Source organism: Luteibacter sp. NPDC104163 (genome assembly GCF_055584245.1).
Genome location: NZ_JBVJMK010000020.1, coordinates 21633 through 45552, shown reverse-complemented (window position 1 = coordinate 45552; position 23920 = coordinate 21633). Strand labels below are relative to the sequence as shown.

The 23920-nt window shown below is 66.7% G+C and carries 29 protein-coding genes; 13 read left to right on the top strand and 16 right to left on the bottom strand.

Annotated features, from left to right (window positions below):
• The first annotated feature begins 139 nt into the window (after positions 1–139).
• Entirely contained in the window at positions 140–1066 is a 927-nt protein-coding gene (locus ACZ6YI_RS19030) for an MBL fold metallo-hydrolase (RefSeq protein ID WP_465780013.1), read from the top strand.
• Between the two features lie 12 nt (positions 1067–1078).
• Here the strand turns inward: ACZ6YI_RS19030 and ACZ6YI_RS19025 are convergent, their stop codons facing one another.
• The gene (locus ACZ6YI_RS19025; RefSeq protein WP_465780012.1) at positions 1079–2353 is read right to left on the bottom strand and encodes an NAD(P)/FAD-dependent oxidoreductase; all 1275 of its coding nucleotides are present in this window, start codon (positions 2351–2353) and stop codon (positions 1079–1081) included.
• 107 nt (positions 2354–2460) lie between these two features.
• Between ACZ6YI_RS19025 and ACZ6YI_RS19020 the strand changes: the two genes are divergently transcribed.
• Entirely contained in the window at positions 2461–2988 is a 528-nt protein-coding gene (locus ACZ6YI_RS19020) for a 3-hydroxyanthranilate 3,4-dioxygenase (RefSeq protein ID WP_465780011.1), read from the top strand.
• A 95-nt stretch (positions 2989–3083) separates the two neighbouring features.
• On the opposite strand, the gene ACZ6YI_RS19015 is transcribed toward ACZ6YI_RS19020, so the two are convergent.
• Complete coding sequence (locus ACZ6YI_RS19015; RefSeq protein WP_465780010.1) at positions 3084–3629, bottom strand: NUDIX hydrolase; 546 nt, start codon at positions 3627–3629, stop codon at positions 3084–3086.
• Positions 3630–3783: 154 nt separating this feature from the next.
• Here ACZ6YI_RS19015 and ACZ6YI_RS19010 point away from each other — a divergent pair, with 154 nt between their 5' ends.
• The 3 genes from ACZ6YI_RS19010 (at position 3784) to ACZ6YI_RS19000 (ending at position 7962) form a co-directional block, all read left to right on the top strand.
• A complete protein-coding gene (locus ACZ6YI_RS19010; protein ID WP_465780009.1) occupies positions 3784–4731 on the top strand; it encodes a hypothetical protein in 948 nt (315 codons plus the stop codon).
• Positions 4732–4936: 205 nt separating this feature from the next.
• Positions 4937–6427: an amino acid permease gene (locus ACZ6YI_RS19005; protein WP_440327537.1), complete on the top strand. Its 1491-nt coding sequence runs from the start codon at positions 4937–4939 to the stop codon at positions 6425–6427.
• 95 nt (positions 6428–6522) lie between these two features.
• A complete protein-coding gene (locus ACZ6YI_RS19000; protein ID WP_465780008.1) occupies positions 6523–7962 on the top strand; it encodes an amino acid permease in 1440 nt (479 codons plus the stop codon).
• A 320-nt stretch (positions 7963–8282) separates the two neighbouring features.
• Here the strand turns inward: ACZ6YI_RS19000 and ACZ6YI_RS18995 are convergent, their stop codons facing one another.
• Positions 8283–8618: a high-potential iron-sulfur protein gene (locus ACZ6YI_RS18995; protein ID WP_440325045.1), complete on the bottom strand. Its 336-nt coding sequence runs from the start codon at positions 8616–8618 to the stop codon at positions 8283–8285.
• A gap of 141 nt (positions 8619–8759) precedes the next feature.
• Here ACZ6YI_RS18995 and ACZ6YI_RS18990 point away from each other — a divergent pair, with 141 nt between their 5' ends.
• From ACZ6YI_RS18990 to ACZ6YI_RS18975, 4 genes are read left to right on the top strand one after another with little or no spacing between them, the layout of a single operon-like run.
• The gene (locus ACZ6YI_RS18990; RefSeq protein ID WP_465780007.1) at positions 8760–9404 is read left to right on the top strand and encodes a methylthioribulose 1-phosphate dehydratase; all 645 of its coding nucleotides are present in this window, start codon (positions 8760–8762) and stop codon (positions 9402–9404) included.
• Entirely contained in the window at positions 9401–9973 is a 573-nt protein-coding gene (locus tag ACZ6YI_RS18985) for a 1,2-dihydroxy-3-keto-5-methylthiopentene dioxygenase (RefSeq protein WP_465780006.1), read from the top strand. The genes ACZ6YI_RS18990 and ACZ6YI_RS18985 overlap by 4 nt, the downstream gene beginning before the upstream one ends.
• Before the next feature lie 54 nt (positions 9974–10027).
• Positions 10028–10711, top strand: coding sequence for an acireductone synthase (gene mtnC, locus ACZ6YI_RS18980; RefSeq protein WP_465780005.1), 684 nt, complete (start codon positions 10028–10030; stop codon positions 10709–10711).
• Complete coding sequence (locus ACZ6YI_RS18975; RefSeq protein WP_465780004.1) at positions 10695–11819, top strand: C13 family peptidase; 1125 nt, start codon at positions 10695–10697, stop codon at positions 11817–11819. Before mtnC ends, ACZ6YI_RS18975 begins: the two co-directional genes overlap by 17 nt.
• Here ACZ6YI_RS18975 and ACZ6YI_RS18970 read toward each other — a convergent pair whose 3' ends face one another.
• The 3 genes from ACZ6YI_RS18970 to ACZ6YI_RS18960 are packed head-to-tail and all read right to left on the bottom strand — an operon-like array spanning position 11820 to position 14797.
• Positions 11820–12626 carry an amidohydrolase gene (locus ACZ6YI_RS18970; RefSeq protein WP_465780003.1) on the bottom strand — a complete coding sequence of 269 codons (807 nt, stop codon included), beginning with the start codon at positions 12624–12626 and terminating at the stop codon, positions 11820–11822.
• Entirely contained in the window at positions 12614–13759 is a 1146-nt protein-coding gene (locus tag ACZ6YI_RS18965; RefSeq protein ID WP_440325051.1) for a pyridoxal phosphate-dependent aminotransferase, read from the bottom strand. Before ACZ6YI_RS18965 ends, ACZ6YI_RS18970 begins: the two co-directional genes overlap by 13 nt.
• 9 nt (positions 13760–13768) lie before the next feature.
• Positions 13769–14797: a LysR substrate-binding domain-containing protein gene (locus tag ACZ6YI_RS18960; RefSeq protein ID WP_465780002.1), complete on the bottom strand. Its 1029-nt coding sequence runs from the start codon at positions 14795–14797 to the stop codon at positions 13769–13771.
• Positions 14798–14928: 131 nt separating this feature from the next.
• Here ACZ6YI_RS18960 and ACZ6YI_RS18955 point away from each other — a divergent pair, with 131 nt between their 5' ends.
• Positions 14929–15510, top strand: coding sequence for an FMN-dependent NADH-azoreductase (locus tag ACZ6YI_RS18955; RefSeq protein ID WP_465780001.1), 582 nt, complete (start codon positions 14929–14931; stop codon positions 15508–15510).
• 152 nt (positions 15511–15662) lie between these two features.
• On the opposite strand, the gene ACZ6YI_RS18950 is transcribed toward ACZ6YI_RS18955, so the two are convergent.
• The 7 genes from ACZ6YI_RS18950 to ACZ6YI_RS18920 all read right to left on the bottom strand — a co-directional run bounded on the left by ACZ6YI_RS18950 (position 15663) and on the right by ACZ6YI_RS18920 (position 20554).
• The gene (locus ACZ6YI_RS18950; protein ID WP_440325032.1) at positions 15663–15812 is read right to left on the bottom strand and encodes a hypothetical protein; all 150 of its coding nucleotides are present in this window, start codon (positions 15810–15812) and stop codon (positions 15663–15665) included.
• Between the two features lie 10 nt (positions 15813–15822).
• Positions 15823–15981 (bottom strand): hypothetical protein, encoded by a 159-nt coding sequence (locus ACZ6YI_RS18945; protein ID WP_440325031.1) that lies wholly within the window; start codon positions 15979–15981, stop codon positions 15823–15825.
• Between the two features lie 49 nt (positions 15982–16030).
• Complete coding sequence (locus ACZ6YI_RS18940; protein WP_465780054.1) at positions 16031–16861, bottom strand: ribonuclease H-like domain-containing protein; 831 nt, start codon at positions 16859–16861, stop codon at positions 16031–16033.
• A 143-nt stretch (positions 16862–17004) separates the two neighbouring features.
• A complete protein-coding gene (locus tag ACZ6YI_RS18935; protein WP_465780000.1) occupies positions 17005–19422 on the bottom strand; it encodes a DEAD/DEAH box helicase in 2418 nt (805 codons plus the stop codon).
• 68 nt (positions 19423–19490) lie between these two features.
• Positions 19491–19727 carry a hypothetical protein gene (locus ACZ6YI_RS18930; protein ID WP_440327004.1) on the bottom strand — a complete coding sequence of 79 codons (237 nt, stop codon included), beginning with the start codon at positions 19725–19727 and terminating at the stop codon, positions 19491–19493.
• Positions 19728–19827: 100 nt separating this feature from the next.
• Positions 19828–20064, bottom strand: a complete 237-nt coding sequence (locus ACZ6YI_RS18925) for a hypothetical protein (RefSeq protein WP_440327006.1) — start codon at positions 20062–20064, stop codon at positions 19828–19830.
• An 85-nt stretch (positions 20065–20149) separates the two neighbouring features.
• Positions 20150–20554, bottom strand: a complete 405-nt coding sequence (locus tag ACZ6YI_RS18920; protein ID WP_465779999.1) for a hypothetical protein — start codon at positions 20552–20554, stop codon at positions 20150–20152.
• A gap of 131 nt (positions 20555–20685) precedes the next feature.
• Between ACZ6YI_RS18920 and ACZ6YI_RS18915 the strand changes: the two genes are divergently transcribed.
• Together ACZ6YI_RS18915 and ACZ6YI_RS18910 are read left to right on the top strand one after the other, a co-directional pair.
• Positions 20686–21090: a hypothetical protein gene (locus tag ACZ6YI_RS18915; RefSeq protein WP_465779998.1), complete on the top strand. Its 405-nt coding sequence runs from the start codon at positions 20686–20688 to the stop codon at positions 21088–21090.
• 37 nt (positions 21091–21127) lie between these two features.
• Complete coding sequence (locus ACZ6YI_RS18910) at positions 21128–21511, top strand: response regulator (protein ID WP_465779997.1); 384 nt, start codon at positions 21128–21130, stop codon at positions 21509–21511.
• On the opposite strand, the gene ACZ6YI_RS18905 is transcribed toward ACZ6YI_RS18910, so the two are convergent.
• Positions 21508–21735 (bottom strand): hypothetical protein, encoded by a 228-nt coding sequence (locus ACZ6YI_RS18905; protein WP_440327013.1) that lies wholly within the window; start codon positions 21733–21735, stop codon positions 21508–21510. The two genes, ACZ6YI_RS18910 and ACZ6YI_RS18905, sit on opposite strands and share 4 nt — an antisense overlap.
• A gap of 165 nt (positions 21736–21900) precedes the next feature.
• Here ACZ6YI_RS18905 and ACZ6YI_RS18900 point away from each other — a divergent pair, with 165 nt between their 5' ends.
• Positions 21901–22587, top strand: a complete 687-nt coding sequence (locus ACZ6YI_RS18900; protein WP_465779996.1) for an SOS response-associated peptidase — start codon at positions 21901–21903, stop codon at positions 22585–22587.
• Positions 22588–22684: 97 nt separating this feature from the next.
• On the opposite strand, the gene ACZ6YI_RS18895 is transcribed toward ACZ6YI_RS18900, so the two are convergent.
• Positions 22685–23026, bottom strand: a complete 342-nt coding sequence (locus ACZ6YI_RS18895; protein ID WP_465779995.1) for a hypothetical protein — start codon at positions 23024–23026, stop codon at positions 22685–22687.
• 53 nt (positions 23027–23079) lie between these two features.
• On the bottom strand, positions 23080–23802 hold the full coding sequence (locus tag ACZ6YI_RS18890; protein WP_440327019.1) for a murein L,D-transpeptidase catalytic domain family protein: 723 nt from the start codon (positions 23800–23802) through the stop codon (positions 23080–23082).
• Positions 23803–23920 lie beyond the last annotated feature (118 nt).

Here is a 23920-nt window from a genome sequence, read left to right as displayed (position 1 = left end):
GCCCCGAATTGTTTTTATTTTTTTTTTTTTTTTGTTGGGGGGGGGGGGGGGGGGGGGGGTGGGTGCCCCCCCCCCCCCCCCCGCGCCCCCCCCCCCGCTCCCACATGCAATGGGGATTCAACGGGGCTACCCTTTACCCATGCACGGCATCCACACCATCGACACCGGCTTCGGCCGCCCCTCCTTCGACGCGGCCTACCTCGTGGTGGAACGCGGCCGCGGTGCTTTCATCGATAGCGGCACCACGCATTCCCTGCCCCGTTTCCTCGATGCGATCGCGTCGGCCGACCTGCGGCCCGCCGACATCGACTGGGTAATCCTCACCCACGTACACCTCGACCACGCCGGCGGCGCGGGCGAGCTGATGAAGCACCTGCCCAACGCCATGCTCGCGGTGCACCCGCGCGGCGCGCGGCACATGATCGATCCCTCGGCGCTCATTGCCGGCGCTACCGGCGTCTATGGCGAGGACGCGGTCCGGCGTGACTACGGCACGATCGTGCCCGTCCCGAAGGACCGGGTCATCGAAGCCAGCGATGGCTTCGTCGTCGATCTCGCCGGACGGGCCCTGCTATGCCTGGATACGCCGGGCCACGCGAAGCACCACATCGCCATCCACGATGAGCGCGCGAACGCGTTCTTCACCGGCGACATCTTCGGCCTGTCCTACCGCGAATTCGATACCGCGAACGGCCCCTTCATCATCCCGACGACCTCGCCGGTGCAGTTCGATCCCGACGAGGCGCACGCTTCCATCGAGCGGATGCTGCGCTATGAGCCCGAGGCGATGTACCTGACGCATTACGACCGCGTCGGCGAGGTCAAACGGCTGGCCCGTGACCTGCATGAGCAGATCGACGCGATGGTCGCGATCGCTACAAGGCATGCGGCCGATCCGGACCGCGAAGTGCGTATCGCCGCGGATTTCACCGAGCTCTACGTGGGTCGCGCCAGGAAGCACGGCGTAGCCTTGTCCGCCGATGCGATCATGAAGCTGCTGAAGATCGATATCCGGCTGAATGCGCAGGGCATCATCGTCTGGCTGGACAAGGCAAAGCCGCGCTAGGCAGTCCTATGCCTAGCCCTCAAGGCGCGACTTGAACCAATCCGCCAGCTCGAGCTTCCAGTACGTGCCTTGCGCGGCCAGGTAACCGAACGGCCGGTGGACCGGTTCCAGCCCGAAGTCCGCATAGGCGGGCACGGCTTTCTCGCCAGCGGCGATCGCGTCAGCGAGCGTCTCGCCCGCGGCGCAGGTGGGCGCCAGGCCATGGCCGCCGAACGCCTGCGCGTACCACAGGCCGTTACCGTGGGTCCCCACCTGGGGCATCTCGTGCCTGGCGTAGCTCATCAAGCCCGACCAGGCGTGCTCGATCTTCACCCCCTTTAGTGCCGGGAATACACGCTCGAGGTCGCGTGCCAGGAGTTTCTGCACCGAACGCGGGTTTCTGTCGCGTACCGAGATCCTCCCGCCCCATAACAGCCGGGTGTCCTGCAGCGGCCGGTAGTAGTCGAAGGCAAAGCGCGTGTCGTAGATGGCCGCCTGGGTCCGCAGGCATTCGCCGAGGCGCGGGCCGAGCGGCTCGGTGACCATGACATAGGTGGCGATCGGAAGAACCGCGCGGTCGATCGTGCGATCGAGCCCGGCGAGGTAGCCGCCACATGCGAGCACCACCTGTGGCGTCTCAATCTCCGCGTCACCCACGCGCAGCACCCAGCGCGGGCCCCGCCGCTCGAGCATCCTGACCCGTGAGCCTTCATGGATCGATACGCCGGCCGCTTCCGCGGCGACCGCAAGCCCACGGGCGTAGGCCAGCGGATCGATGTGCAGCGCATTACGTTCATACAGGCCATCGTGGTATCGGCGGCTGTGCACGAACTCGTGCATGGCGTCGGCGGGAATCCATTGCCATTCGCTGCCGTAATGCTCGGCGAGCAGCTTTTGCCTGTCGCGGAGCAAGCGCGCATCGCGGAACCAGTTGGCCCAGACGACCCCGGCATCGACCATGTCGCACTCGATGCCCAGCGCCCCGATGCGCTGGCGGATGAGGTTCACCGCGGCGACGGTGCGCCCGTACAGGTCGCGGGCACGCTGGTCGCCCAGCTTCTCCAGCAGGGCGCGCTCGCCCAGCGAATAGCCGGCGAAGACGAATCCGCCGTTGCGGCCCGAGGCGCCGAAACCCACCGTCTGCGCTTCGAGCAGCACCACGTCACGCACACCGCGCGCCGCCAGGCCGAGTGCGGTGTTCAGCCCGGCGAAGCCACCGCCAACGACCACGACCGATGCCTCGCGCTTGCCCACGGGCGCGGGTCGCGGCGACGGTGCGGGTTGGCGGGCGTGGTACCACGACGCCATGTAGGGGAATCCTGACGAAACGGAACGTCGTTGTACGACACGGCGCGGCCGCCGGGAAGTACCCGGGCGGGAGTATGATCGGCCGACTCCTACTCGAAGCCCTCCGAATGAGCCTCACGCCTCCCATCGACCTGCAGCGCTGGATCGACGAGCACCGCGACCTGCTCAAGCCCCCGGTCGGTAACAAGTGCATCGTCGATGGCGACTTCATCGTCATGATCGTCGGCGGCCCGAACGCGCGCACCGACTATCACTACGACGAGGGCCCGGAGTTCTTCTACCAGCTCGAGGGCGAGATGGTCCTGAAGGTCCAGGACGAGGGCGAAGCCAGGGACATCCCCATCCGCGCCGGCCAGATTTTCTACCTGCCCGCGCGGGTTCCGCACTCCCCGCAGCGCATGGCCGGCTCGGTCGGCCTCGTGGTCGAGCGCCGTCGTCTCCAGGGCGAAAAGGACGGCCTGCTGTGGTTCTGCGAGAACTGCAACACCAAGCTGTTCGAGCGCTACTTCACCCTCGAAAGCATTGAGCGCGATTTCCCGCCGGTGTTCGACACCTTCTACCGCGACGAGCAGGCACGCACCTGCGCGAACTGCGGCACGCTGCACCCCGCGCCTGCGCGCTACGCAGAGGCCTGAGCCTTATAACTTGTGGGAGCGTGCTGTGGGAGCGTGCCTGCACGCGATGGGTGCTTGCCGCAAGCCCCATCGCGCGCAAGCGCGCTCCCACAAAATCAACTGCGCCCAAGCCACTTGCGCGCCATGCGCCGCAACGACTCGTCGCTGGTTTCATCCCCGGCGATAGCCGCGATATCGCGCCAGGCCAGGCCGAGCGATTCCTCGTTTGCCTCGAACGTTTCCGAGCCGCGCGCCTCGACCACGTACCTCGCGTCGTAATGCCAGTGCTCAGGCTCCGCGCCACGGGCAGGTATGACGTGCCGGTCGAGATCGAACAAGACGGGCCGCACCGCAAGATCGCGTAAGCCGGTCTCCTCTTCCGCTTCCCGCAACGCCACGCTGGCGAGATCCGCCTCGCCATCCGCATGCCCGCCAGGCTGTAGCCAGCGCTGCAGCTTGCGGTGGTGCATGAGCAGCACGCGCTGCCCGTCCGCGCTGACCAACCACGCCGAACCGGTGAAATGGCCCGCGAGCGTCTCGCGGTGGAACGGCCTGGCCTCGCTCGCCAGCCAATCGCGGAAATGCGCGACATCCGTTTCGTCAGGGTAGCGGCCAGCGTAGTCGTCGAGCGCCGACATCAGGGGAGTGTGGGAAAAGTCCATCAGGGAATTCCGATAAGCATGAGTGCATTTTCGCACACGATTTTCAGACAAGTCTGATGTCGCTGGCCATCAGCTCGTCCCTAGCATGGGGGTGTGCGCAAGGAGCGCACCGAATGTCCACGGCCAACCGGCCGCCCTCATGCATGGAGCCCGCATGTCGTTCCGCCATCTTCGCTATACCGCGCTTCTCGCCCTTGCCCCCGTCACGGCCCTGGCCGCCGACGGCCGCGAGGCCCCGAACTTCACCGGCCCGCTGGTGACCCCCGCCGTGAACACCCTGCCCGCGGGCCGCCTCAACATCGAGCCCTACCTTGTCTTCGCCAACGTGCGCGGCGCGTACGACAACGATGGCTCCCCGCACTCCGCGAAACACCATGCCCGGCAGTGGCAGCTCGCCCTCCCGATGATCTACGGGCTGGGCGATACCACCGCCGTGCAGCTCACCCTTACCGGCGCGCGTCTCTCCACGCATGGCGGCCACGCCGACGGCCTGCGCATGGGTGACACCGTGGTGCGCCTGCAGCAACGTCTCACCGGCCCGGGCGCCGACGGCACCGGCTGGGTCTCGTCAGTCTCGGTCGCGCAGCGACTGCCCACCGGCGCGTACCACCACCTCGATACCAATCCGCTCAACGGCATGGGTAACGGCGCGGCGCGCACGTTGCTGGCCTACGGCGTCCAGAAACTGCAGTACCTGCCGGATGGCCAGGCCGTGCGCTGGCGCGGCCAGTTCGCCTGGAGCCCGAACCCGCGCCACGTGAGCGTCCACGGCACCAGTGCTTACGGCACGGGCCGGGGTTTCCGCGGCGTCGCGCGGCATGGCCAGGCCTGGAACCTCTCGGCCGCGGCCGAGTACGCGCTGGATGCGCGCTGGGTGCTGGTGAACGAAATCGTGTTCAACCGGACCGGCATGGTACGCATGAAAGATGCGGCGCAGCATGCCTGGAAACTCCGGCCCAGCCACGACCTCAGCCTGGCGCCCGCGGTGGAATACCACTTCAACGCCACCCTGGGCCTCATCGCGGGCGTGCAGTTCAGCGTGGCCGGGCGCAATGCGTCCCGCTATGTCGCACCGCAGGCCGCGCTGAACATGGTGCTCTGAAGCACCGTGTTCGCACACCACAACCGCCGTTAGTCATGGTGACTTCCGCCGCCCTCCGTGCAAGGCCTTGGCAGGCCTCGCAATGCAGCTTGTACGGCCGTGCCCCGCTGGGCTATGGTGCCGTGCCGACTCACCGGGGGCGGCGTTCCTTGGCTGCCACGGCGGTCCCAATAATAAAGAGCACTTCCGGCAGTAGGGGAGACACATGTTGAAACACCTTTTTGCGACGCATCCCATCGAGGCCGCGCCGCACGTCGATGCTGGTGAACACATCGATACCGGCGCGCATGGCGACGCGGGCCTCAAGCGCGTACTCACCGCGAAACACCTCATTCTCCTGGGTATTGGTGCCGTCATCGGTGCGGGTATCTTCGTCATCACCGGCCAGGCCGCCGCGATGCATGCGGGCCCCGCCCTCGTCATCAGCTTCCTGATCGCCGGCTTCGCCTGCGCCCTTGCGGGCCTGTGCTACGCCGAGTTCGCCGCCATGCTCCCGGTCTCCGGCAGCGCCTACTCGTATTCGTACGCAACCCTGGGCGAATACGTCGCGTGGTTCGTGGGTTGGAACCTCGTGCTGGAATACCTGTTCGCGGCCGCCACGGTCGCCGCGGGCTGGTCCGGCTACTTCAACGAACTGCTCGGCCTTATCGGCGGCATGATCGGCAGCGATATCACCCTGCCCTCCACGCTTTCCTCGGCCCCGTTCCAGTTCGTCGAAGGCCACATCCAGGCCACCGGCGCCCTGATCAACCTGCCGGCGGTCGTCATCATCGCCGCGCTCTCGGGCCTGTGCTACGTCGGCATCACCCAGTCGGCCTTCGTGAACTCGATCATCGTGGCGATCAAGGTCACCGTGATCCTGCTGTTCCTCGCGTTCGCCATCAAGATGATCAACCCGGCGAACTGGCACCCGTTCATCCCGCCGAACGAGGGCGAAGGCGTGTTCGGCTGGAGCGGCATCTTCCGCGCGGCGACCATCGTGTTCTTCTCGTACGTCGGCTTCGATGCGGTGTCCACCGCCGCCGGTGAAGCGAAGAACCCGCAGCGCGACATGCCCATCGGCATCCTCGGTTCGCTGGCCGTCTGCACCGTGCTGTACATCGCCGTCGCCCTGGTGCTCACGGGTATCGCGCCGTTCCGCATCCTGAACACCCCGGAGCCGGTCGCCACCGCGCTCGGCCTGTACCCGCAGCTCTCCTGGCTCAAGGCCATCGTCGTCGTCGGTGCCATTACCGGCCTCTCGTCGGTGATCCTGGTGATGCTCATGGGCCTGCCGCGCATCTTCTTCTCGATGGCGCGCGACGGCCTGCTGCCGCCGGCCATGGCCAAGGTGCATCCGAAGTTCCGTACGCCGCACCTCGGCACCATCATCGTCGGCGTCGCCGCCGCGGCAATGGCCGGCCTGTTCCCGGTCAGCGTGCTGGGTGAGCTGGTCTCGATGGGCACCCTGCTCGCCTTCGCCACCGTCTGCATCGGCATCCTGATCCTTCGTTACACCCGCCCCGACCTGAAGCGCAGCTTCCGCGTCCCGATGGTGTGGCCGATCTCGATCCTCGGTGCGCTCGCCTGCGTCTACCTGTTCTGGCAGGCGTTCGAAGAGCACTGGCGCCTGATGGTCGGCTGGATCGTCATCGGCCAGCTGATCTACTTCGGCTACGGCTACGCGCACAGCAAGCTGCGCAAGAAGCTCGGCTGAAAAACAGGCATCCAAGGGGAAGGCCGGCGGTCACTCGCCGGCCTTCCCTGTTTTGACGCTATCCTCATCCACGTCTGACCGATCCGAGCCACCGAATGCTCAAGCAGCTACTTGCGAAGAAAGCCGCCGTACCCGAACCCGATGACGCCCATGGCCCGGCCCTGCGCCGAACGCTCGGCCCATGGGGCCTGACGGCACTGGGCATTGGCGCGGTGATCGGCGGCGGCATCTTCGTGATCACCGGCGTGGCCGCCGCGGAACACGCCGGCCCGGCGATCATCCTCTCGTTCATCCTGGCTGCCATCTGCAGCGTGTTCACCGCGCTGTGCTACGCCGAGTTCGCTTCGCTGGTGCCCGTCTCGGGCAGCGCGTACTCGTATGCCTACGCCACGCTCGGTGAAGGGGCGGCCTGGTTCATCGGCTGGAACCTCATCCTCGAATACGGCGTCTCCGCCTCCGCGGTGGCCGTGAGCTGGACGGGCTACTTCGTCAGCCTGCTCGACCACATCGGCATCCACATCCCGCCCGCGCTGACCAATGCGCCGCTGGATTTCGTCGACGGCCACCTGGTCGCGACGGGCGCGTTGTTCAACCTGCCCGCGGTCGGCATAACGCTCGCGCTGACCTGGCTCTGCTATGTCGGCATCAAGGAATCCACCGGCCTCAACATGGCCATGGTGCTGCTGAAGGTCGCGCTGATCGTGGTCGTGATCGTCGTCGGTGCCAGCCACATCGATACCGCGAACTGGCACCCGTTCATCCCCGAGAACCAGGGCGGCGACAAGTACGGCTGGTCCGGCGTGCTGCGCGGCGCGTCGCTGGTCTTCTTCGCTTACATCGGCTTTGAAGCCACCTCTACCGCCGCACAGGAATCGAAGAACCCGCAGCGCGACATGCCCATCGGCACGCTCGCCTCGCTGGGCATCTGCACGGTGCTCTACATCGCGATGGCAGCGGTGCTGACCGGCCTCGTGCCGTTCGGCCAGCTCGGCACGGCGGAGCCGGTCGTCACCGCCATCCGCCAGCACCCGGAACTCAACTGGCTGCGCGGCCTCGTGGAGATCGGCGCACTGATCGGCCTGTCCTCGGTCGTGCTGGTGATGATCATCGCGCAGCCGCGCATCTTCATGATCATGGGGCGCGACGGCCTGTTGCCGAAAGTGTTCACCACCATCCATCCGAAGTACCGCACGCCGCACCTCAACACGGTCATTACCGGCGTCGGCATCGCGGCGCTCGCTGCGGTGTTCCCGTTGAACCTGCTTGGCGACCTGACTTCGATGGGTACGCTTGTCGCGTTCTGTGCGGTATGCATCGGTGTGCTGATCCTTCGCCACACCTCACCTGATACACCGCGTACATTCCGCGTTCCGTTCGCCTGGGTGACGTGCTCACTCGGTGTGCTCAGCTGCATCGGACTGCTGTATTCGCTTGGCCTGCGCAACTGGGTTTTGCTGGGTGTGTGGACCGCGCTGGGCGTGATCGTTTACTTCGCTTACAGCTTCCGGCACAGCAAGAATCGTCGCCCTGGATGACCCCTGTCGCGCGCAAGCGCGCTCCTACAACGTTGCGTTAACATTTCATGTTAAATGATTGTTTTTGCGACGAAATGCGCAGAAACACCGTCGTCATTTAACTGCCATTGGCCGGTCGCGCCCCGAGGGGAGTATGATCCCGGTTCCGTGGGTAAATCACTTGGCAGTGGGCCCCGGATTGCCGCCCAGCGCGTCAGGCGGGTCAGCTCCTCGGCCTGGCGCGCTTGGGCAGCATTTTGTGCGTTCCCTTGAACGCCGCGCATGAAAAAGGCCAGCCCTTCGGCTGGCCTTTCTTTTTGGGCCGTCGGCCAGCCGACGGGTCAGATCATGACCGCGTGAGACACGCACCAGCCCTTCGCTGCCACGGCCTTACCCGGGAACAGCTGGCAGGGACCCCAGGCCGCACCGGCCTTGCCCTGGTAAAAGTTACAGTTGAAACAAGCATCGCCCGGGCTCTTCTTGCCCGCCGCCTTGCTACCGTCCTCGACGTACTTCAGGGCGGATGCCGTGGGGTCGGAGGGCGAGAGGTGCGGCAGGTCCTGGGCCTGGCCAACGCGCGGCAGGCTGCCGAGCACCGCGGCGGCGGCGACGGAGCCCGCTGCAGCCTTCAGGAAGCGGCGGCGGCCTTCGGTGGTGTCGTTGTCATACTGCGCCATGGAGCTGCCTCATGCGTGGGGATAGCTGTCATCGTACGCAAAACCGGAAAACGGAATGGTTCGCACTACGCCAGCGCGCCCTTCAAAGGGCTGTAAACACCCCCATGTTATAGTCGCCGCCTGATTTAGCCGTCCAAATCCATGACCAAGAACCTCGACCACATCGATCCGGCGTTGCTCGCCTCCCACGCCGATGCCATCGCCGATGCCGCCCGCGAACTCGCGGCCTTCGGCTGGACGCCCGCGACCAGCAGCAACTTCTCCATGCGCCTGGACGATAACCTCGCGGCCATCACCATCTCCGGCCGCGACAAGGGCCGCCTGGGCCGCGACGACATCATGGTCGTGGACATGGAGGGCAAGGCCGTGGGCAGCGATAACCGCCCGTCCGCGGAGACCGGCCTGCACACGCAGGTCTACAAGCGCTTCCCGGAAGCCAACGTCGTCCTGCACACCCACTCCCGCACGCAGAGCGTCGCCTCGCGGCTGTTCGCCGCCGAAGGGTGCGTACACCTCGAGGGCTGGGAGTTGCAAAAGGCGATCGCCGGCTACACCACGCATGAAAGCGTGCTCGATATCCCCGTCTTCCCCAACACCCAGCACATGCCGGAACTCGAGGCCCAGGTCGATGCGTGGATCGACAGCGGCAAGCCGCTGTACGCCTACCTGATCAATGGCCATGGCATTTACACCTGGGGCCGCGACATGGCGGAAACCCGCCGCCACCTCGAGGCCCTCGAATTCCTGCTGGGCTGCGAACTCGACCTCCGGAGGCTTTCCCCATGAGCCGTCTACGCATCTACGACGACGCCAACCATGACACGCCGATCGGTGTCTTCACCGATCACGCGGCGATCGCCGCCGAACTCAACGCTATCGGCGTGCGTTTCGAGCAGTGGGAGGCCAGCCAGCCGATCGAGCCGGGCGCTTCGCAGGAAGAGGTGATCGCCGCCTATAGGGGCGACATCGATCGGTTGATGAAGGAAAACGGCTACCAGGCCGTCGACGTCATCAGCCTCAAGCCCGACAACCCCGATCGCGCCGCCTTCCGTTCGAAATTCCTGAACGAGCACACCCACAGCGAAGATGAAGTCCGCTTCTTCGTCGCGGGCGCCGGCCAGTTCACCCTGCACAAGAACGGCAAGGTGTACGAAGTGCTCTGCGAGAAGGGCGATCTGATCGGCGTGCCCGATGGCACCCGCCACTGGTTCGACATGAGCGTCTCGCCCTACTTCGTGGCGATCCGCCTGTTCACCAATGTCGAGGGCTGGGTCGCCAGCTTCACCGGCGAGGACATCGCGGAGCGTTTCCCGCGCATGGATCCCCACCCGTCCGCGACCGCGCTCGCGTCGTAAAGCCGTCCCGGCTCGGCTATCCTGCGGATCTCCCCGATCCGCAGGCAGTCCCCCATGTCCGATATCCGCGCCGTCCTCACCGACATCGAGGGCACCACCAGCTCGATCGACTTCGTGAAGGACGTGCTGTTCCCGTACGCCCGCCGGCACCTGCCGGCCTTCGTCGAGACCCATGCCGACGAGCCCGAGGTGCAGCACTGGCTGCATGAGGCGGCGAAAGAGGCCGGCCTCGTCGAAGCCTCGCGGACGGAGATCATCGACCTGCTGATCCGCTGGATCGACGAGGACCGCAAGGCCACGCCGCTCAAGGCGCTCCAGGGCATGATCTGGCGCGAGGGCTACGAGGCGCAGGCCTATGTCTCGCACATGTACCCGGAAGTCGCGGACCGGCTCAAGGCGTGGCACGCGCAGGGCCTGGCGCTCTACGTGTACTCCTCCGGCTCCGTTCCCGCGCAGAAGCTGATGTTCGGCTTCAGCGAGAGCGGCGACCTGACCCCGCTGTTCTCCGGCTACTTCGATACCCAGACGGGCCACAAGCGCGAGGTGGAGTCCTACCGCCGCATCGCCGAGGCGATCGGCCTTGCACCGTCGCAGGTGCTGTTCCTCTCCGACATCCGCGAGGAGCTCGACGCCGCGCGCGCCGCAGGCATGCAGACCACGCACCTGATCCGCCCGCCGCTGCCCATGCTCGATGCAGGCCATCCGGCCGTGGCGGATTTCAATGCCATCCAGCCTTGATCCGCGCCGCCGCACGGCGATCTACACCCTCGCCGGCTTCATTGTCGGCGCCCTGCTGACGGCGACGATCCTCCATTTCGGGCCGCGACCGGTCGTCACCGGGCTGGCCAGGCCCGCCGCAGCGCCGGTATCGGCGACGACGGTACCGGGCACCGGTACCGCTGGCGTCGCCCACGCCACGACCACCGGAGCCAAGCCGGCGCACGCCGCCTCGGCCCCCGCGGCGGACGCGACCGTCGCCGATGCGGAACCCGACACCGGCGACGACCAGGCCCTGCAGCTCGATGCCAGCGACTGGCCCGAAACCGCACCCTCGCCCGAGCAGGTGTTCACCGCCCAGCCCACGGCCGTCCACGCCGCCCTCGGCAGGCTGGCGAAGCGCACGCCCGGCAAGCCCAACGTCTACGCGGTGGCCTTTGGCGCGGATGGCGCCGAAGATGTCTTCCGCAACGAGGCCGAGTACCTCGATACGCTGGTGACATCGCGGTTCGGCAGCCCGAACCATACGCTGGTCCTGGAAAACAACCCGGCGACGCTCGCGACCCGGCCCCTGGCCAGCTGGAGCAACCTCGAAGCCGGCCTCGATGGCCTCGCGAAGGTCATGAACCCGAAGGAGGACATCCTCCTCGTCTACGTGGCGACCCACGGCGGCAGCGACCACAGCCTGCTGGTCGACATGGACCCGATCCCGCTGGACCAGCTCGACCCCGACGGGCTCGCCCAGATCCTGGCGAAGCATGCTTTCCGCTGGAAGGTGGTGGTGGTGAACGCCTGCTATTCGGGCGGCTACCTGCCGAAACTGCGTGGCGACGGCACGCTGGTCATGGCCTCCGCGCGCAGCGACCGCACGTCGTTCGGCTGCGGCACCGATTCGGATATCACCTATTTCGGCCGCGCCTGGCTGGCCGATGGGCTCAATGCCACGCCGGACTTCATCGAGGCTTTCGACAAGGCGAAGGTGGAGATCGCGGCGTGGGAAAAGAAGGACGCCGTGACCCCGTCGGAACCGCAGATCGACATCGGCGCCGGCATTGCCGACAAGCTGAAGGCGTGGGAGAAGATCGCGAAAATCGGGCCGGCCGTACCGTTCAAGCCGGCCCCGAAATAGTTACATCGCGTCCGTGTTCAACACGAACGCGTCGGCATCCATCCACGCCGGGAAGCGTTCGCGGTGTGCCAGAAGCGGCGCGGGATCCATCGTGACGGTGACCACCTGCTCCACCGGGCCGAGCTCGACCAGCGGCTCGCCCACGGGATCGATGATGGCGCTGTCGCCGCTGTACGGGTGGTTGTTGCCGTCCACGCCGACGCGGTTCACGCCGATCACATACGCCAGGTTCTCGATGGCCCGCGCGCGCAGCAGCGTGCGCCAGGGCCCGCGGCGAGGCGACGGCCAGTTCGCGACGAACAGCGCCAGGTCGTAATCCATGCCACCCGCGGCCGCCTCGTTGCGGCCGTTACGCAGCCACACCGGGAAACGCAGGTCGTAACAGACCTGCGGCAGGATCCGCCAGCCGTTCAGCTCGACGATGAGCCGTTCGCGGCCGCCGCCATAGCGGGTATGTTCGCCCGCCATGCGGAACAGGTGGCGCTTGTCGTAGGTGACCAGCTCGCCATTCGGCGACACCCACATCAGCCGGTTGTAGACCGTGTCGCCTTCGCGGATGACCAGGCTGCCGGTGATCGTCGCATTGACCTCGATGGCCAGGGCGCGCAGCCACGCGACGCTCTCGCCGTCCATCGTCTCCGCGTTCGCCAGCGTGTCGTTGGTGAAACCGGAGAGGAAGGTCTCCGGCAACACGAACAGGTCGCTGCGCGGCGCGGTACGTACCAGGTGGCCGTAGTACTCGCGGTTCGCGGGTGCATCGTGCCAGCGCGTGGCGCCCTGGACGAGGGAGACGGTCAGAGTTTGCACAGGAGCTCCGCGGCGGCTTCCATCGTGGCATCGTTCTTGGCGAAGCACAGGCGGACCAGGCGGGTATCCGGCGCCGTTTCATAGAACGGGCTGAGCGGGATCGCCGCCACGCCGCCCTCGCGGACCAGCCATTCACTGAAGTTGATGTCGTCGGTGTCGCGGATGGCGCTGTAGTCCACCAGTTGGAAGTAACCACCCGGCACGTCGAGCAGCTTCAGCCGCGACGGGGCCAGCAGCTCGCGGAAGCGGTCGCGCTTGGCCTGGTAGAACGCCGGCAGTTCGAGGTAATGCTCGGGCGTGGATTCGAGGAACTCGGCGAACGCCCACTGCGCGGGGTTGAACGTGCAGAACGTCAGGTACTGGTGCACCTTGCGGAACTCGGCCGTCAGCGCCTTCGGCGCCACGGCGTAGCCGACCTTCCAGCCAGTGCAGTGGTAGGTCTTGCCGAAGGACGACACGACGATGCTGCGAGCGGCCAGCTCCTCGTGGCGCAGCACGCTCTGGTGCTCGGCGCCATCGAACACGATGTGCTCGTAGACCTCGTCGGACAGCACGACGATCGGGGTGTTGCGCACGATCGCCGCCAGCTCGTCGAGGTCGGCGCGCGAGATCACGGCACCCGAAGGATTGTGCGGCGAGTTCACCAGGATCATGCGGGTCTTCGGCGTGATCGCCTCGCGCACGCGCTGCCAGTTGATCCCGAACGACGGGACCTCGAGCGGGATATGCACCGCAACGGCGCCCTGCAGCTCGATCGCCGGCTCGTAGCTGTCATAGCACGGGTCGAACACGATCACTTCATCGCCGGCGCGCACGACGGCGGCGATGGCCGAGAACAGCGCCTCGGTGGCACCGGAGGTGACGGTAACCTCGGTATCCGGGCTCACCCGGTGGCCGTACAGGCGCTCGGTCTTCAGCGCGATCTGTTCACGCAGCTTCGCGATGCCGACGCCCGGCGCGTACTGGTTCTTGCCTTCGGCCATGGCACGGGTGATCGCCTCGCGCAGCGGTTCCGGCGGCTCGAAGTCCGGGAAACCTTGGCCGAGGTTCACGGCCTTGTGCTCCAGCGCGAGCTGGCTCATGACACTGAAGATGGTCGTGCCGACCTTCGGAAGCTTGGTCTCGATCTGCATCGAACGCCCTTATTCGTTTGGACGGCCAAACGCGGCCGTATTTTCCGATCCTAGCATGCGGCGCATGGCGATCGCCCCCCTGCTGTCCGGGTCATCGGCCACCTTCTGGCAGTCCTTGTGGAATTCGGCCTGGGCCTTGGGCAGGCGCTCGGCGAGGAAATCCACGAAGCTGCGCACCGCCGGCAGCAGGCCACGGCGGCTCGGGTACACGAAATGCAGCGTGCCCTGCGCCGTGGTGTACTCCGGCAGCACCCACTCCAGCTGGCCATTGCTGAGCAGGGGCGCGCAGTAGTCCTCGGGCAGCAGCGCCACGCCGCAGCACTGCAGGGCCGCCGAGATCAGCACGGTGAAGTCGCCGCTGACCAGGCGCGGCTTCACTTCCACCGCGGCCTTCTTCCCGGCCGGGTCGACCAGTTCCCATACCTGCGCGCCTTCGTGCTCGTACATGCTCAGCGCGGGCAGCTGGGCCAGTTCTTCCAGCGTTTTGGGTCGACCGTGGCTGTCCAGGAACTTGGGGCTGGCGACGAGGAGGCTGCGGGCATAGCCGATGCTGCGCAGGACCAGCGTGGCGTCGGTGTCGAGCTTCTCGCGCACGCGCACCGCCACGTCGTAGCCCTCGCCGATCAAATCCACGCGGCGGTTGGTCGCGGTCAGGCGGATCTGCACCTTGGGATGCTCCAGCATGAAGGCCGGCAGCATCGGCCCCACGATGTTCTGCGCGATGGAGATGGGGCAGCTGATCCGCACGATGCCGCGCGGCTCCGTGCGCAGCTCGTCCACCGCATCCTGGGCCGCCTTGGCCTCTTCGAGGACGGCGCGGCAATGCTGGTAGAAGCGCTCGCCGATCTCGGTGACGACGAAGCGCCGGGTCGTCCGCTGGAGCAGGCGGACCCCGAGCCGGTCCTCCAGCTGCGCGATGCGCTTGGACAGGCGCGATTTCGGGATCCCCAGGGCGCGGCCGGCGGCTGAAAAGCCCCCGTGCTCGACCACCGAGGCGAAGAAATAGAGATCGTTCAGGTCTTGCAGGGCGCCTTCCATCAGGGCGTTCCTCAGTCGTTTCCTATCCGGAACAATCAGTCTACTCCATGCCGACTAATCAAGTGATTGTCCGAAGCGTACCTTTTCTCCCATTCCCGCTGCCTGCGGGACCGACGAAAAGAGGACCTGCCATGAAACTCCTGCATATCGACGCCAGCGCCCTGGGCGCCCATTCCGTCTCGCGCGGCCTGACCCAGGCCATCGTCTCGGAGTTCGTGAACAACCACCCCGGCACCGAGGTCACCTACCGTGACCTGCACGCCGCCCCGCTCGCCCACTGGGGCCTGCCGGCCGGTGAAGACGACCCGAATGCCGCCGAAGCGGCGAAGGTCCTGGAAGAATTCCTCGCGGCGGACGTCGTTGTCGCCGGTGCGCCGATGTACAACTTCAGCATCACCAGCTCGCTGAAGGCCTGGATCGACCGCATCCTGGTCGCCGGCAAGACCTTCCGCTACACCGCGGCCGGCCCGGAAGGCCTGGCGGGTGGCAAGCGCGCGATCATCGCCTCGTCGCGTGGTGGCATCTACACCGCCGGCCCGGCGGCCGGCATGGACTTCCAGGAACCGTACCTGCGTTCGGTGCTGGGCTTCATCGGCGTGACCGATGTCGAGTTCGTCCGCGCCGAAGGCGTCGCGATGAGCGACGACCACAAGGCCAAGGCCGTTGAATCGGCGACCGCCGGCATCGGCGGCCTGATTCGCAAGGCGGCGTAAAACCACTAGCACAGGGTGCGCTCCCTCGTAGGAGCGCACCCTGTGCGCGACGCCCTTCGCGAAACCGCTCGAAACCCGAGACCGCGCATCGAAAGATGTCGCCCACAGGGTGGGCTCCTACACATCACTTCGCGCAGCGACGCGTCTGAGGGTCAGCTACCCTGCTTACCCGGCTTATCCTTCGGCATGTTCTGGTGTTCCTTCGGGTGTCCTTCACCCGGGATCTTTTCCTTGCCGCTGCGGGGTTTCGGGTTCTCTTCCTTGTAACCCGGGGTTTCCTGTTTCCCGTCGTTGGTCATCACGTTCACCTCCTTAGTGCCGCTGCTGGCACGCGGCGTGGCCGCACTCGCATGCGCCACCGACGTTCTGCTCTTCCGCCGCCATGCGGCAGGCTTCACTGCAGAAGTCACGCGACACCGGAACCTGGCATCCACAGCCGGCATGGTCGCAGGGCTTGGTCGATTCGTTCATTACGCGCCTCCTGACGTCAACGCACCCCGCAGCCTGCGCGGCAGCGCGTCTATTTTTCGTCACCGGCAAGCATGTTTTCCTGCGCATCCCGCGCCGCCCAGCCATGGGCCTCGACCAGCAGCCCGCTGAGGCTACGCACGTCCTGCAGGTTGTGTTCAGCCACGCGGACCAGATCCGTCGCCGAACCCCCACGCAAATACGTGAGCCATGCCCGCGGCGCCTCCGAGCCCGGCAGGTCATCCTCGCGAACAATGCGCAGCAGCTTGCGTTCGGCCGTCTGCATCTTGCAGTTCTCCCATACCTGTCGATACCGGCGCCGCATCGGGTGTAGCAGGTCGACGTGCACCAGGCCGGTCAGCGGATTGGCCAGGCGGGCAAGGCGGTAGCGGGTCGCGAGCAACGGCGCATCGTAGGATTTGCCGTTGTAGCTCACCAACACCGTGTCCGGGTGCACCCAGCGGGCGAACTCGGTAAGCATGGCGCTTTCGGCAGCCATGCTCGTCATGTACAGCTGACGCACGCGCAGGTGGCCGTTGAACCAGTCCGCCGCACCGATCATGAAGGCGCGCGTGCCGGTGCCGCCGGCGAGCCCCGTCGTTTCGGTATCGAAGTGCAGCAGGCGTTCACGGCGTGCCGTGGTGAGGCGGGCGAACGTGAGGTCGAATTCGGCCGGCGGCTCCGGCCACGCGCTCGTGTGCTCGAGGTATCGCAGGCCCGGGGCGATTTCCTCGCCGGGGACATCGCGTGTCACGGAGCGGGGCGCGACAGGGCGCACGAGGCCGAGGCGCTGGCGCACGCCGGCCATGCGGCGCAAGGCGTCGAGGCCGATGCCGCCCTGTGGGAGCGCGCTTGCGCGCGATGGGGCTGGCGGCGACTCCATCGCGCGCAAGCGCGCTCCCACAGGGGGCGTGGACTGCGGTGGGTCCATCGCGCGCGAGCGCGCTCCCACGGGCGTCGGTGTGGGGGCGGGTTGTGTCGCGCCGGCCTGTTTGCGCAGGGCCGCGAGTTTTGCGGCGAGGTCGCTCACGCGGCTGCGCCCAGTAATTCGAGCACCTTCGCTGCCAGGGCCTTGGGCGTCAGGTCACGCTGTTCGTCCGCGGCCAGCACCGGGCCGACGCATGCCGGGCAACCGGCCTTGCACTCGCAGCCCTGCACGGTGGCCAACGCGTGGCGCACCAGTTCCGGCGCACGGCGGAACAAGGGCTCGCTGAGGCCGACGCCACCGGGGAAGTTGTCGTAGAGGTACACCGTAGGCAGGAAGCGCTCGAAGGCATCCGGCAGCGCCAGCGAGCCATCCGGCGCACGGATCTGCCCTCGCCCGCCGGCATCCACCTGCGCCGACCAGCCGCCGTCACCCGAGCCCACCGCCTTCTGCAGGTCGCGCGGCTCGGCCATCACCGCGACGATCGCCGCGGTATGCAGCGCGTACGCGGCGCCGAGGAAGCCATCGAGCGCATGCTGGCGCGAGCGGAACACCTCATCGAGCACGGCCTGCGGCAACTGCCACCAGACCGCGGTGGAGTGCAGTTCCTGGTCGGGCAGGTTCACCGGGCCATAGCCGATGTTCTCGTGGGTGTAATAGCGGATCTTCTTGTAGCCCGACACGCGGCGCACGACGTGCACCTCGCCGTGCCGTGCCGTGCCCTCCCCCGCGTTCGCGCCATCGAAGCACTCCAGTTCCTTGAGCTTCGTGTAGTCGATCGCATCGGTGTAGTAGTCGACATGCGTGCGCGTGCAGTACGCCTTGCGCCCTTCCCAGTCCAGGCGCTCCACCTGGTAGGGCACGCTCTGGATCATGTGGATGGCGCCTTCGTAAAGCGTAAGCGCCGCAGCGGAGTAGTCGACTTCCGCAATGATCGCCTGGCGCCCCTCGGTGCGATCGACGACGACAAAATTCCCGTCCGCCACCGAGCGCAGGCTCACCGCATTCGCGGGATAGCTGTCAGCGATCCATTCCCAGCGATCGCCCTCGCGATGCAGGACCTCAGCTTCCTGGAGCACCTGCAGGTAGGGCTCGGCGTCGTTTGGACCGAACGGATCGGCGCCGACGAACGGCAGCTCGAACGCGGCGCAGCGGATGTGGTCCAGCAGGATCAGCGGCTGGTCGGGCTGGATGCGCGCGTGCTCGGGACTGGCCTCGGTAAGGAACGCCGGGTGCCGCATCAGGTACTGGTCCAGCGGCGCACTGGTCGCGACGAGCACGCCCAGCGAAGGCTGCTGCCGGCGTCCGGCACGACCGAAACGCTGCCAGGTGGCGGCGATGGAACCGGGATAGCCATTGAGGACAACGGCATCCAGGCTGCCGATATCCACCCCGAGCTCCAGCGCCGAGGTGGAGACGATGCCATCCACGTTACCCGCGCGCATCTCGCGCTCCACCTCGCGCCGCTCGGTGGGCAGGTAGCCACCGCGGTACGCCCGGATGCGCGGGGCCTTGCGCCCGTCATGGTCGAACACATCCTTCAGGTACTTCGTCAGCACTTCGACCATGAGCCGCGACTGCGCGAAGACCAGCGTCTTCATCTTCGCCTTGATCGCCACCCGCGCGATCAGGTTGGTCTGCGAGCGCGCCGAGGCACGCAGGCCCAGGTCCGGATTCACCACCGGCGGATTCCACAGCAGCACGTGCTTGTCGCCACTGGGCGCACCACTCTCCGCTACGGTCAGCACCTCGTCCTCGATCAACGCTTCGGCATGCTCCGTGGCGTTGCCGATCGTGGCCGAGCACAGGATGAATTGCGGCTGCACGCCGTAGAACGCGCAGATGCGCTTCAGCCGACGGAGCACGTTGGCGAGATGCGACCCGAACACACCGCGATACGTGTGGATCTCATCAATCACCACGTAGCGCAGGTTCTCGAAGAACTGCGCCCACTTGGTGTGATGGGGCAGGATCGCCTGGTGCAGCATGTCGGGGTTGCTGACCACGACGTCGCCGTGCAGGCGGATGGCCTGGCGCGCGTCGCCCGGGGTGTCGCCATCGAAGGTGAACGCCTTCACGCCCAGGTCGCCTGCGCGGTTGAGCTCCAGGAGTTCGGCCACCTGATCCTGGGCCAGCGCCTTGGTCGGGAACAGGTATAGCGCCTTGGCCCCGGCTTCCAGCACCGAAGACACCACCGGCAGCGTGTAGCACAGGGTCTTGCCCGAGGCCGTCGGCGTCGCGACCAGCACGTTGCGACCGGCGCGCGCGCCGTCCCAGGCTTGCTGCTGGTGCGAGTACAGCCTTTCGATGCCGCGTGCGGCCAGGGCAGTCGCCAGTGGCGCGGGCAGATCGTCCGGCAACGGCACGAAACGCCCCTCCCGGCCGAATACGGTAAAGGCCGAGGCCACCCGGTCGGCGTACTTGTCCGAGAGCCGGTGCGCCAGCGTCCGGCCATCGTGGAGGGTGGCGAGGGCCGCATCGGCCTCGTCGGTGCGCTTTGCTTGGAGGTAGGCGGCCATGGCGAGGTCGGGCGGAGAGCGGGCCCCGTTTATGCCTCGCCCCCGTCTCACATCCTGCGACAGCCTGCTCAGCCGGCGGTGGCGGCCTCGCCCGGCACCGGTTCGAACCGCCAGTTGCCGTTTTCGTCCTCTACCTTGATCTCCGCGTCCTGGCCCGGCTGCGCCCGGATCGAGGCGACCAGCTGGTGCGCGTGGCGCAGGGCCTCGTCTTGGGACGCGAACTGGCCGACCAGGTCGGCGTTGCGGCGCACGATCCACTGCCCGCGTGGCGCGGCGTTATACGGCAGGTAAAAGATGATCCGCACCGGGTAGCTCCGCATGGGAGGGCCCGTTGCCCTCCATGCCCCGACCGTAGGGGCGCCTTCGTCGCGGAGGCGTTACGGCAAGGTGGCTGGGATGGTCACGTCAGCCGGAATAGGCATTGCGGGCGGCTGCCAGCCAGCCAGCGTGCTGGCAGCCCTTTTCCATCGCGGCATCGACGGCCGCGCGCTCGTCCAGGAATTCCTCGAGCAGCGTGATCATGACGAAGTCGCGCGGGCCGGCATGCGCCAGCTCCACGATATAGGCCGACTTCCACAGGCCGGTGGCGTGGCGAAGCGTGCGTACCTCTACGCAGTACTGGCCTACGATGCGCCGGTGCATGTCACGGAACTCCCATCGGGCGACGCGTTGCGTTAGGCCGATTCTTGCGCCTTCGCGTCGCCGATGACAAGCGTCATCTGAATGCTCAGGCCTTGGGCGGCGCCGCGGCCGCGAGGCCCTCGCCGCTCGCCGGGATGGAGAACGACTTCGACTCGCCCTGGCCCACCGTGGCATCGGCCTCGACCCGGTCGCTGCTGCATGCGCCATGCGGCATGACGGTCAGCTTGCGGGCGCCCGAGGGGACGTGGAGCACGAGCTGCTGGCCGATTTCCATGTCGGCGACGACCTTGTCATCCACGTACACGGCGCTCGAGCAGCCGGCGCCCCACAAGCCCTGCTCACGGACGACCGTCAGGGTCGCATCGCCATCGGACGGGTTCTGGTAGTCGAACGTGGTGCTGGACAGCACGTCGTGGATGCCGACGTGGCGCTCGTTCTGGGTGGCGCAGCCGGTGATCAGGACGAGGCCGGCAATGGCGAGGTAACGCATGGCGTGGAACTCCTTGGGGGACCTGCCCAGCATTCTTTCGCAGATGTGCAACCCGGGTGAAGTGCCGTGACGCGCTTTCCACGCGCCGACCCGAACAATGCCGCCCCCAATGCCCCCAAGGAAGTCCCGCCATGGCCAGCCGCGACTGGATCGAGATCGAATCGTTCGAAGCCGTCGACGACATCGGGGTCTTCGACCGCCCGGACATCCCCAGGCTTGAGGCAATTCTTAGCGGCGCCCCGGAACGCGAGTGGCAGCAGTTCTTCGCCGTGCGTGCCCGGGCCCTCGAACAGAACCAGCCCGGCCTGCGCATGGAGATCCTCGCGGATCGCCTCGGCTTCCATACCCGCGCCAGCCACATCGAGGAGACCTGCCGGCTGGTGAACGATGCCGTCCAGGGCACCAACCACGACTACGCGGCACAGAAAGCCGCCGAGGAAAGGCGGATCGCCGACCGCGACGCCGAGGTCCGCGAGCTGATGTCGAAGGTCAAGGAGATCAATTCGGACTGGCCGCCTGAAAAAGGCGCGGAATGACTTGCGCGAGCCCCGCCCGGCGGGGATAGACTGCGCCATGAACAATCGCCCCGATGCCCTCGTATTCGATCGTGCCAGCATGGTGGCGGAAACCGTCGCGATGGTGCTCGACGATGCGGGATACGCCGCCCGTGCGACGGTGACCTATCGGGACGCCAAGCGGGCGTTCCAGAACATGCCCGACCTCTCCCTGCTGGTCATCCACGCCGACACGCCAGGCGAGCGCCGGGGCACCGCGCTCATCCAGGCCGTGCTCCGCGAGCGGCCGAAAACGGCCATCGTGGTCGTATCCAGTCGTCTTCCGCAGGACCTCGAGCCGTTTCCGCTCAGTGCCGTCTTCCTCGAGAAGCCGTTCGACCGCGACCAGCTGCTGGGCGCGATCGACAACGCCAGGGAGCGCCGGCCCCGCGCAGGGCGCTAGCGCTCCAGGCGGTGCAGCGACTCGCGGGCCATGCGCCAGCCCTCGGAAAGCGCCATCTTCTGTGAATCGTACGAGACGCCACCGCTGTCGCTGGTGTCGATGATGGTCGTCCCGTCGCGGGCGAACACGCGGTAATCCCAGGTGTAACGTGGCACATCGTGGGTGCTGCTATCGCGCAGGCACTCGACGTCGATGCGGGATTCTTCGTCCAGGTCATGGCCCATGGCACGCTCCTCCGGCTGTCGGGAGGTTGAGTGCAGCAAGGTCGATATAAAAAGGGCGCGAATACGACGGAAAAAATCCGTCGCCCGTGCGGCGGAGGGTTCCCGATGTGATCGGCGTCGCCGGGATGGCATGCCGGAAGAAGACCACCCGGGTATGCTCGGGCCATGTGCGGACGCTATGCCACCTATGGGCCAGCCAGCATGTCGCGGGAGGCCCGCGACGTCCTCGAGCGCCTGGAGCTCGACCTGTCGAGCGAAATCAACCAGCGCGAGGATCGCTTCAACATCGCGCCCACCCAGCGCGCGCTCGTGGTGACGGCCGGCGACGCCGCCCATGCGGAGGTCGGCTTCTTCCGCTGGGGCCTGGTGCCCTCCTGGGCGAAGGACACCTCGATCGGGGCCCGCACGATCAACGCCCGGCGCGAGGGCCTCGCGGAGAAGCCCGCGTTCCGCGCCGCGGCGAAGAAGCGGCGCTGCCTTGTGCCCGCCTCCGGCTATTTCGAGTGGCAGGGCGAGAAAGGCAGCAAGCAGCCGTACTTCATCCGGCCGCCGGACGGCAGCCTGCTGATGTTCGCGGGGTTATGGGAAGTATGGCGTGGCGAGGACGGCGAGCCGTTGCGCAGTTACACGATCATTACCGGCGAGCCCGGCAAGGTCGGCGGCGATATCCACGACCGCCAGCCGGTGATCCTGGCGCCCGACGCCTGGGAGGACTGGCTGTTCGCGCCCCCTGACGTGGCGCTGCCGCTGCTGGAGGCGGCGAACGAACCGGAGCTGGTGTACTACCCGGTGCCGAAAGCGGTGGGGTCGCCGAAGAACGATGACGCTTCGTTGGTGGAGCCCGCACCGTAACGCTGTGACCGGCCAAAAGCCTGTGGGAGCGCGCTTGCGCGCGATGGGTGCTTGCCGCGACCCCATCGCGCGCAAGCGCGCTCCTACGACAAGCCGGTTACAGGCAGGAAATCGCTTCGTCGCGGTAGGCGCCGTCGTATTCGCGGCCCTTCTTGAACTTCTGGATTTCGTACATCACCACCTGCGCGCCAGCGCCATTGGCGGTGACTTCCAGGCGCTCGTGCTTGCCGTCGTCGCTGGCCGTGACCACGCCCTTGTCGTCCTTCGCGTCGCCCTTCGCGTCCTTCGTCAGCGCCTGCCACTTCGGCACCACGCACTGGACGTAGGCCGGCACGGACTTGCCCGTCTTGCTGCTGAGCTTGGGCAGGGTGTCTTTCATGCCGCTGGTGGCGCAGCCGGCCAGGAGGAGGCAGCCGGCGATCGCAAGAACGTGTTTCATGCTGGATTCCACGGTAAGGTTCCCGGGATTCTAGCCGACCGCGCGCCCGGGCATCAGGTCCCCGCGCGCGCCACGCTGTCCGCCTCGGCACGGGCGAGCTGGTTGGTGTTGCACTTCAGGTAGCTCGACGAACCCAGCCACTTCTTGTCCGGGTAGTACGAGAAGACCATCTGGCCACCCTTCAGCGCATCGATGAGCTTGTGGGCCACGGCCGTGCTCACCGCCGGGCAACCCCAGCTGCGGCCGATGCGGCCGGCGGCGCGGGCCATGGTCTCGCTCACGTAGGCGGCGCCATGGATCACGATGGCGCGGGCCAGCGCATTGCTGTTCACGCCGGGCTCCAGGCCCGTCATGCGCAGCGAGTAGCCGTTCTTGCCCATGTAGGTGTCGGAGGTACGGAACAGGCCGATGCTCGACGCCAGGCTGTTCGGCGCGTTCGAGAATTTCGTGCTGTCGGCGTCGCCACTGTTCTTGCCATGGGCCACCAGCTCCTGGAACAGCAGCTTGCGGTTCACCGTATCGAACACCCACAGCCGCGGCTGCGAGGACGGCTTCGAATAATCGATGACCGCCAGGCGGTTCGAAGGCGCACCGCCCTGGCTTTGCGCGCACTCGGCTGCCTCGACGGCAAGTCCGATCACCTTGGGGTCAGCGGAGGGGGCCAGTTTGGCCAGCGCGGCGCCGAGCGAGTCGGCGGCATGTGCATTTAGCGGGAGGAAAGCGACTACACCGAGCAGCGGTGCGGACGCTAATAGCGTACGGATCGTTCGGATCATCAGGCCAGCCGGGGGACTACAGATTCCTCGATCCTAACGTGGTGATCATTTACTGACCACAACATCGTCACATCTCTGCCCTTCATATATGTGAAAGGGTGAAGGAATCACCGCAGAA

What these genes read in the sequence shown, in the direction of transcription:
- ACZ6YI_RS19030 (WP_465780013.1), top strand. Translation starts at nt 140, where the DNA reads ATGCACGGCATCCACACCATCGACACCGGCTTCGGCCGCCCCTCCTTC.
- ACZ6YI_RS19025 (WP_465780012.1), bottom strand. Translation starts at nt 2,353, where the DNA reads ATGGCGTCGTGGTACCACGCCCGCCAACCCGCACCGTCGCCGCGACCC.
- ACZ6YI_RS19020 (WP_465780011.1), top strand. Translation starts at nt 2,461, where the DNA reads ATGAGCCTCACGCCTCCCATCGACCTGCAGCGCTGGATCGACGAGCAC.
- ACZ6YI_RS19015 (WP_465780010.1), bottom strand. Translation starts at nt 3,629, where the DNA reads ATGGACTTTTCCCACACTCCCCTGATGTCGGCGCTCGACGACTACGCT.
- ACZ6YI_RS19010 (WP_465780009.1), top strand. Translation starts at nt 3,784, where the DNA reads ATGTCGTTCCGCCATCTTCGCTATACCGCGCTTCTCGCCCTTGCCCCC.
- ACZ6YI_RS19005 (WP_440327537.1), top strand. Translation starts at nt 4,937, where the DNA reads ATGTTGAAACACCTTTTTGCGACGCATCCCATCGAGGCCGCGCCGCAC.
- ACZ6YI_RS19000 (WP_465780008.1), top strand. Translation starts at nt 6,523, where the DNA reads ATGCTCAAGCAGCTACTTGCGAAGAAAGCCGCCGTACCCGAACCCGAT.
- ACZ6YI_RS18995 (WP_440325045.1), bottom strand. Translation starts at nt 8,618, where the DNA reads ATGGCGCAGTATGACAACGACACCACCGAAGGCCGCCGCCGCTTCCTG.
- ACZ6YI_RS18990 (WP_465780007.1), top strand. Translation starts at nt 8,760, where the DNA reads ATGACCAAGAACCTCGACCACATCGATCCGGCGTTGCTCGCCTCCCAC.
- ACZ6YI_RS18985 (WP_465780006.1), top strand. Translation starts at nt 9,401, where the DNA reads ATGAGCCGTCTACGCATCTACGACGACGCCAACCATGACACGCCGATC.
- mtnC (WP_465780005.1), top strand. Translation starts at nt 10,028, where the DNA reads ATGTCCGATATCCGCGCCGTCCTCACCGACATCGAGGGCACCACCAGC.
- ACZ6YI_RS18975 (WP_465780004.1), top strand. Translation starts at nt 10,695, where the DNA reads ATGCCATCCAGCCTTGATCCGCGCCGCCGCACGGCGATCTACACCCTC.
- ACZ6YI_RS18965 (WP_440325051.1), bottom strand. Translation starts at nt 13,759, where the DNA reads ATGCAGATCGAGACCAAGCTTCCGAAGGTCGGCACGACCATCTTCAGT.
- ACZ6YI_RS18960 (WP_465780002.1), bottom strand. Translation starts at nt 14,797, where the DNA reads ATGGAAGGCGCCCTGCAAGACCTGAACGATCTCTATTTCTTCGCCTCG.
- ACZ6YI_RS18955 (WP_465780001.1), top strand. Translation starts at nt 14,929, where the DNA reads ATGAAACTCCTGCATATCGACGCCAGCGCCCTGGGCGCCCATTCCGTC.
- ACZ6YI_RS18945 (WP_440325031.1), bottom strand. Translation starts at nt 15,981, where the DNA reads ATGAACGAATCGACCAAGCCCTGCGACCATGCCGGCTGTGGATGCCAG.
- ACZ6YI_RS18940 (WP_465780054.1), bottom strand. Translation starts at nt 16,861, where the DNA reads ATGGAGTCGCCGCCAGCCCCATCGCGCGCAAGCGCGCTCCCACAGGGC.
- ACZ6YI_RS18935 (WP_465780000.1), bottom strand. Translation starts at nt 19,422, where the DNA reads ATGGCCGCCTACCTCCAAGCAAAGCGCACCGACGAGGCCGATGCGGCC.
- ACZ6YI_RS18925 (WP_440327006.1), bottom strand. Translation starts at nt 20,064, where the DNA reads ATGCACCGGCGCATCGTAGGCCAGTACTGCGTAGAGGTACGCACGCTT.
- ACZ6YI_RS18920 (WP_465779999.1), bottom strand. Translation starts at nt 20,554, where the DNA reads ATGCGTTACCTCGCCATTGCCGGCCTCGTCCTGATCACCGGCTGCGCC.
- ACZ6YI_RS18915 (WP_465779998.1), top strand. Translation starts at nt 20,686, where the DNA reads ATGGCCAGCCGCGACTGGATCGAGATCGAATCGTTCGAAGCCGTCGAC.
- ACZ6YI_RS18910 (WP_465779997.1), top strand. Translation starts at nt 21,128, where the DNA reads ATGAACAATCGCCCCGATGCCCTCGTATTCGATCGTGCCAGCATGGTG.
- ACZ6YI_RS18905 (WP_440327013.1), bottom strand. Translation starts at nt 21,735, where the DNA reads ATGGGCCATGACCTGGACGAAGAATCCCGCATCGACGTCGAGTGCCTG.
- ACZ6YI_RS18900 (WP_465779996.1), top strand. Translation starts at nt 21,901, where the DNA reads ATGTGCGGACGCTATGCCACCTATGGGCCAGCCAGCATGTCGCGGGAG.
- ACZ6YI_RS18895 (WP_465779995.1), bottom strand. Translation starts at nt 23,026, where the DNA reads ATGAAACACGTTCTTGCGATCGCCGGCTGCCTCCTCCTGGCCGGCTGC.
- ACZ6YI_RS18890 (WP_440327019.1), bottom strand. Translation starts at nt 23,802, where the DNA reads ATGATCCGAACGATCCGTACGCTATTAGCGTCCGCACCGCTGCTCGGT.